The organism is Photobacterium lucens (assembly GCF_009873615.1).
Classification (GTDB): domain Bacteria; phylum Pseudomonadota; class Gammaproteobacteria; order Enterobacterales; family Vibrionaceae; genus Photobacterium; species Photobacterium lucens.
Genome location: NZ_SSMG01000478.1, coordinates 1 through 8,002, shown reverse-complemented (window position 1 = coordinate 8,002; position 8,002 = coordinate 1). Strand labels below are relative to the sequence as shown.

Genomic DNA, 8,002 nt, shown 5'->3' with positions numbered 1-8,002 from the left:
ATAAAGCCTCGTTTAAATGTAATTATTTAGTCTATGTTTTTATTTCCTTAGCATTGTTCTTCTCCTCTCCTGTTTTTGCTACACAATTCTTACGTGTCAGTCCAAGTAATCTAAGTTTAAATACCAATACATTAACCGAACTAACGGTAGGGCAAGAAGTCACCATTCTTAATAATAATATCCGTTATGAATATTGGGATGATCCTTGGACTGGAGATAATCGAATTAATCACTGGATGCGGGCGAAAAGTGGTCCAAGTATCAGTGGTGGTAAAATTACCATACCTTCAAATTCTGATTATTACTTACGTTATATTCTCGACAATAAGATTATTCAAAGTTATTCAGGTACCGATCCCAATATTTTTTCTCGCACTGGCGTAAATACGATTGATGAAACTAGAAATGTTCGCATCGTTTTAGGTCGTCAAAGTGCGAATAATCCGCCTAATTCTTTCCCATTACCTTTCAGTGTTCTTGAGTTTTGTAGCTCTCCTACTAGCGATCCAACGCAGTGCTGGAATGATCCGCAAACAGAAGCCAATGGTTGGCACAGAATCACCATGAGCGGCAATCTTACCATTACTTTAAATGCTCTTAATACTGATGATTTTGGTGATGCGCCTGATAGTTATAAAACCACGTCTGCAGATGATGGTCCTAATCATTTAGCTTCTACCAGTTTATTCATGGGAACGACAGCAACAGATGCTGAAGCGGATGGTACGGGAAGTGCTTCAGCAAATACTGATGATCAAACCGTTACGGATGATGAAAATGCATTTACAGTGTCGAGTATTGATCAATATGCACTAACACTAAACCAAACTATTTCTGTAACAAATACAACAGGATCGGACGCATATCTCTACGCATGGTTTGATTCAGATAACAGCGGTACTTTTGATGTTGATGAGTTAATCACAACAGGTGGTGGTACCGATGGGGCGCTGGTTGTTGCCAATGGTGATACCAGTGCTGAGCTCAACTGGAATATTAATGATAATTTATCGACTGGCGATCATTTTATCCGACTCCGTTTGTCGTCCACGTTGTTAAATTTAGGCGCTAGCACAGGATCTGCGGTGGATCCTCGATCTTATGGTGTAGGTGGGGACGGTGAAGTGGAAGATCACCTTATTACCGTTGCTCAATCTACCGCACCAGGCTTGGTTAGTGGTGACTTTGATAAAGATGGTGTGCCTGATAGTCGTGACTTAGATGATGATAATGATGGTATTTTAGATATCGATGAAGGTTGTAGCATTGTCCATAGTGAAAACTTTGAACGTTTTTCCGATGCTTTTAATGAAATACCGACATTGCAATTTGCCATCAATGAAACAACGGCAGAAGCAACAGGTTTTGAAACAACAGGGCAATACACGCTTGAACCAACCTTAGTACCGCTTTATTTAATGGGCGGGATGACACCGACTAACTCGCAAGGGCAACCTGTTGGGTCGTATTTAGCGGGTTCTGGTTGTTCCGAGACAACCACATTATGGGAAGAAGTCAGTGGTAATATGTTCCTGATTTTTGGGACACATGATTATCAAGGAGGAGCAGTTGATCCTAATGATGTCTGTGAAGCCGATGATCCTAAATTACCGGGTTATGTTTATAAACCTCTTAATGATTTACCAGTCTTACCTAACACTAATTATGTCTTTAGTGTTGATGTCAAAATATCTACAGATAATTTGCAAGGTCACTCTGCAAATACAGTGGGAAATGCAGAGCCTGAGATTCATTTCTATGTAGATGGTGTATCAGTGGCTCAGTATGTCCCTGATCGTTCAGAATCTATTACAACAGCGGAATATAAAACCTTTAGTTTCGTTTGGAATAGCGGCAGTAAAACCTCAATCGAGTGGGGGATTTACAATACAACAACTGAAAGCTCAGGTAATGATTTCTCGTTAGATAATATTGTTTTCCGCTCGCAAAATACGGCGACAGCGACGTCGCATTGTCAGGATATTGATGCTGATGATGATGGTATTCCAGATAATATTGAAGCACAAACCACTGCAAATTATATTTTCCCTGCTAACGATGATGCGACGACTTATCACAATAACGTGGGGGTAAACAGTAACTACTTAACGACCAATAATGGTGCTTTAGGGCTAAGTCCTGTTAATACCGATGCGACTTCTTCTATTCCTGCGCGTGTTGATACGACACCTGATTACCTTGATACCGATTCTGATGGCGATGGGGTGTTAGATATTGCTGAAAATGGGCCGGATAGTATTCATCCCGGAGCAGGTGCAAGCACAGATACAGACGGAGATGGTTTGTGGGATATTTTCGATGGTATGGATAGCAGTGGTGCGACTGCATGGCATCCTGCTGATGAGCTCTTGTCTTCATTACTTGCACTCAGAGTCGCATCTTTTGGTGATGCTGATGGAGATGCTGCGCAATTTGAACCATTAGCCCAAGATCTTGATTTCCGTGATGGTGACGAGCCTAGCCAGCAAATTCAGTTTGATCATGGTGATGCGCCAGCCAGCTATGGTAGTGCTTCTCACACGGAAAATACTGAGACTGTGATATTAGGGACACTCATTGATTATGATTCCGGTGATTGGGGCGATGGTACTGATGATAATGGTAATGCAACTGATGATGACACAGTCAACGATCCAACGGGCGGCGTTGATGATGAAGACGGTATAGCGTCATTACCTGATGTCAATGTCGCGACAGATACGTCTTATACATTGGCGATTGATGTGAATAACAGTCACCCGACCAATGATGCCACGTTACATGTTTGGTTTGATTATGACGGTAATGGCACTTTTGATGTTGATGAGTACCAAACAGCCACCATTACCGCAGCAACGGGGGCGACAACAGAAAATATCACATGGAATGGCTTAGCAGGTATGAGTACAGGTACCCGTTATGTTCGTGCTCGTATCACAACGGACACACTAACTACAGCTGCTACGGGTAGTGATCCTGATACCCGAGCTACAGGTGTTGCTACGGATGGGGAGGTGGAAGATTTCCCTGTGACCTTTATCTACACTCACCCAAGTATTAGTAATCCATCGACAACGGATACCGATAACGATGGTGTAATGGATGATATTGATGTCGATGATGATAATGACGGTATCTTAGATGTTGATGAAATTGATTCTGCACCTACGGATTTATTTGTTGATTGGTTCGAACCCGCCTCTGGTACTGCGCCTAGTCATTGTCCAACAGTACTTCATACTGCTGATGGAGAATATAACCCACTCGTTCATGCAGGTAATGCTGCTTGTGGATTACCTGGCGAGTCATCAAATAATCAACGCAATAGTGTATGGGGTAGCTATGGTGGTGGTAAGTGTGGTGCCAGTGAGAACCCTTATGGACGTGGTTGGGGATATTTAACACGATGTTCTGAAAGTGACACAGGTAATAATTGTAATGGTACGACCGACCATCGAGGTAATTGGTATATATTACAATCGCAATTCTTTCCAACTGGAAATGTATTTGAAGCCGGTAAAACCTATACATTACGCATGCATGTTAATGTTTGGCACAGTCCAAGCTCAGTATTTCGAGCCATCATTAATGGGCAAACTATTACGCCTAATGAAACATTAACGGCTGGCGGGGATCAGGTATTAACATTCACATATACAGCACCAACCACAGGACCATTAACACAATTAATATTACGCAATGAACATTTTGGCGCCAGTGGTTCCGGTAATGATTGGGGATTTTGTGGACTTCAATTGCAAACAGAATTACAAGAAGTTTTTGTCGATACAGATGAAGATGGTATCCCCGATCATTTGGATTTAGATAGCGATAATGATGGTATTCCTGATAACGTTGAGGGGCAAGCCACTGCTAATTATGTTGTACCTAACAATGATTCATTATCCGATTACGCCACCAATAATGGCTTAAATACCGCTTATATTGCTGCCAATTATGGTCAGGACGGTATTACACCAAATAACAACGATGGCACTGATGAGCCTGATTGGCGTGATTTAGATTCGGATAATACAGAAACCGATGATACTACCGAGGCTGGGTTAACCTTATCTGGTGTGGATGCCAACTTTGATGGTATGGATGATGCTATTTTACCACCGCCATCACTAACCGCGATTTGGCAGTCGGGGATTGTGAATACATCAACGGGGACCACCTTTACCTCTTCAGCTAACCTTCTTGCATACTATCCTAGTTATGATGGTATAGAGATGGACTGGCGTAGTTCTCTTGCTCCAGACTATGGTGACGCACCTGCACCGTATAAATCTGCGAGTCACTTATCTTCAACAGGATTAGCCCAAACCTATTTAGGAACCGTGTTGCCAGACTTCGATACTGGTGATTGGGGTAACGGCACTGATACCAATGGGGATGCGACGGATGATGATACCGTTGATGATCCTGCAGGTGGTGTTGATGATGAAGATGGCGTCACCTTACCTATCTTAATTGATAGTGCGACAACCTATAGTGCGAATGTTGTCGTGACGAATACTGTCGCAACAGACAGTTATCTTTATGCTTGGATCGATTGGGATAATAGTAATACTTTCGATAAAGACGAACTTGTTGATGGCGGTGAGATCACTGTACCGACAGGGATAATACAACAATCACAATCACTAACGTGGAGTGCATTACCTGCGATTGTGCAAGGCACACCATATTATGTGCGTGTACGTATCACCACTGAAAGTCTTGCTGATACCGCAACAGGTAGTGATGAAGATCCTCGTTCATTTGGTGAAGTTGCAGATGGTGAGGTTGAAGATTATCGTATTTTAACCAGTCAAATAGACTTTGGTGATGCGCCGGATTCGACTACAGGCACAGCCAATAATGATTATCAAACTACCTTAGCCAATGGCGGTGCGAGTCACTTACGTGCAGATACGGATACTAATAATCAAGTTGATATTACACTTGGTACTGCGTGGGATAGTGATTCAGGCACATTAGAAAATACAACAGCAATGGCCGATGACAACGATGGTATTGACGATGAAGATGGCGTTACTTTACCGACTCAGGCATCACCAGGTGACAGCATAGATATTGTTGTCACTGTTACTAAAGAGGCCACATCAACACTCAATGGATTGCAGCTCTATGCTTGGATGGATTGGAATGCTGATGGTGTATGGGATCCTGCTACAGAAGCTGTGGTTAACCAACCAATAGCAGCACAAGGCACATTAACCTTCCCTACTATAGTGCCAACAACGGCAACGTTAGGAAATATGGCATTGCGTGTCAGAGTGTGTTCGGCTGATACGGCGTGTAATTCACCTACAGGGCAAGCAACTGATGGTGAAGTCGAAGATTATCAATTCATGGTAATGAACTTCCCTGTTAATGATGTGTGTGATCGTTTCTATGTTACTCAGGCGGCAAGCAATCCGAATTACAGCTTTACTGCGGTGACACCTGTACAGCCATTGAGTTTCTCCTTCACGACATTGAATGGCAGCGTCGTAATTAATGGACTTAACTCACTTGCTATTAACCGCGACACTGGTGTGATGTACTCCACGTATATAAATGAAGCGGGTAATTTAGCGATTGTAACGACTGATAGAACGGGTGCTAACTTTGCTCCTATTGGTGAAGTTCGCTCTGATGGTAATTACACCATTAGTAATATTGCTAACAGTGTCTCTAGGACGGTCACCACGGGAGGGGCGTTACGTCTAACAGGAGGTTTCTTAAACTTCCCACCACCATTGAGTTTCCCGAACATGGGTACGGTTTCACGTGATGGGACGAAATACTATGTCACCCATTCATCTTGGAGACATTACCTAATCATTGATTTACCAACCATGACGTTTGAGGCGAAACCAACACCTGCGGCATTAATTAATAACAGTACGGGGGCATTACGAACCAGTGCCGATTGGGCGATATCTGAAATTGATGGCAATATCTATTCTGTTGATTTAACAGGAAGAAACTTTGAAGCTGGGTTTACTGCGACGCTGCTTGAGCCAACACAACCTAAGCTCTACATTTTAGATCCGGTAAGTAATACGGTAACGTCCGAAAATATCAATTTCTTAGGTAAGCCGCCAAATGCGTGGAGTGGTGCTGTTGTAACCGATGATTTGAATCATCTGTATGCCATGACGAACTTTGGTCATCACGATACTAACCAAGATGGTGTTTACGATATCACTTCGAATCGTGTGGCAATGTATCGCATCAACTTAATCACGAAAGAAGGTAACTTTATTGTGGCTAGTGATAGAACCTTATTGGCCTTCCAAGACGCATCGGGTTGTATTGCCAGCCGAGATAAAGGGGATGCACCGGAAAGCTATGGTGAAGTCGGTCATAGAAACCGTGATGTGAGATTACAAGGTACACCTGATTTGATCATGGGTACGGCGTGGGATCCTGATCTCTATCCATTCTATACGGCAGATGCCACAGGGGATGATGTCACGGGTAGTGATGACGAAGATGGTGTCACATTACCAGCTGATATGTATGTGGGTGCTTCTAATGATATTGATGTTGTTGTGACAGGCGGTAGTGGTCATATTAACATCTTTATGGACTTAGATAATGACGGTACCTTCATGAATAACCCTGGTGAACATGTGGTACAAGACTTCCCTGTTACTGCGGGTACTAATACGATCCCTGCCTTCTTACCTTCAGGGATCAGCAATGGTCACGACGGTACTACCTTTATTCGTGTCCGTCTCTGTAGTGCAGCCAATCAATGTAGCGCACCTACAGGTACGGTAGATAACGGTGAGGTTGAAGACTATACCGTTAATGTTATTCGACTCATGACCATTAGTGGTGTGGTGTTTGAAGATAATGGCGTTGGTGGGGCTACCTCTGCACATGATGGCGTTCAAGATGGTACCGAACGAGGGTTGGCGGGCTTTACAGTACAAGCTATTTATGATGGGCCAAATATTGCAGGTTATAACACCGGTGACATTGTCGCAACAACGTTAACGGGTAGTGATGGAGGCTATTTCTTTGAAGTTCCATTGGCAGTAGCGGGACAGCCTCTTATTATTCGGGTTGGCTCAAAAGCGAATTGGATTGACATTAGTGAAGCCGATGTGAGTGGTATTCCACAGGCAACTAGCACCAGTGTGACTGATAGCCAAATAACGGTGACACCACAAGCGGGTGATAATATTTCAGGTATCAACTTTGGTAAAGTTAGTGAACCATATATGGAGCCAGATAACTTTACAGAAGTAGAGCCGGGAGGTTTAGCATTATTCAGCCATAAATTTACTGTCAATACCGAAGGTAGCGTGAGCTTTAATATTGCAAATAATACAACGGGTCCATTAGGAATCGCTGGTTGGTCTGCAATACTCTTTATTGATAATAATTGTAATGGCGAGTTAGATAGTGGCGATAACCAAGTGGTGAATCCAGTTGCAACCACTGCAGGCTCATCTATTTGCTTAATATCTAAGGTGCAGTCACCAACGAATGCGCCTGCAAATAGTAATTACAACTATGATATTGAAGCGGATATGACTTTTGTTAATAGTGCTGTGACTCGTGAGTTAACTGACACTGATACAGTGAGAGTGACATTCACTGGTAGCGGTCAGTTAACGATTGAGAAGAGCGTACAAAATATTACAGAAGGTACGCCACCAGGAACGTCAAATAATGCTAAACCGGGAGATATATTAGAGTACGTTATTATCTTTAATAATTTCAGTAATGCTGATATTAGTGATGTGAAGTTATTTGATTCAACTCCTGAGTTTACCGAGCTTAATCAAGCGGTGCTATGTTCTGATGCAACCGTACCAACGGGGTTAACATGTTCTGTCTCGACAACTGACGGTACTAACCAAGCTGGATATCAAGGAAATATTCAATGGCAAATGACAGGAACTATGACTGCTGGGAGTACAGGGCAAGTTAAATATCGAGTGAAGGTCAACTAGTTATTCTTATATTAAAAAAGCGCCATGGTTATTGGCGC

The 8,002-nt window shown here is 42.9% G+C and carries 1 protein-coding gene; it reads left to right on the top strand.

Annotated elements, in window-relative coordinates; genetic code table 11:
• Positions 1 to 53 precede the first annotated feature (53 nt).
• Positions 54 to 7,964 carry a GEVED domain-containing protein gene (locus E5A76_RS19615; RefSeq protein WP_161129636.1) on the top strand — a complete coding sequence of 2,637 codons (7,911 nt, stop codon included), beginning with the start codon at positions 54 to 56 and terminating at the stop codon, positions 7,962 to 7,964.
• The last annotated feature ends 38 nt before the right edge of the window (positions 7,965 to 8,002 follow it).